Raw genomic sequence first — 270 nt, forward strand, 5'->3', positions numbered from 1 at the left:
GGCCAGCACCGACAGCAGCTACCATGCAGGTACCGAGCACCACAGCGTCCCCGACCTCAGTGAGGGCGATCGGCACACCAGTCACGTCGGCGTGCATCTGTATCCAATCGCGGCTCTTCGTGGCACCACCACAAGCGACCATGCGGTCCACCTCAAATCCAGCGGTCTTCATGGCGCGCAGGTTGTGGGCCGTGCCATAGCAAACCGATTCCTGAATAGCGTGGTAGAAATGCGCCGGAGTGTGCATAAGGGATAGACCCCAGATAATGC

Annotated in this window: 1 protein-coding gene; it reads right to left on the minus strand. The window is 60.0% G+C overall.

Annotated features, from left to right (window positions below):
* Positions 1-268, minus strand: a 268-nt coding sequence (locus tag ACPYOI_RS36305; RefSeq protein WP_481424204.1) for an FGGY-family carbohydrate kinase, incomplete at its 3' end; no start/stop codon positions are given.
* Positions 269-270 lie beyond the last annotated feature (2 nt).

The sequence above is a fragment of the Rhizobium sp. SVR5-2C genome, from assembly GCF_056755115.1.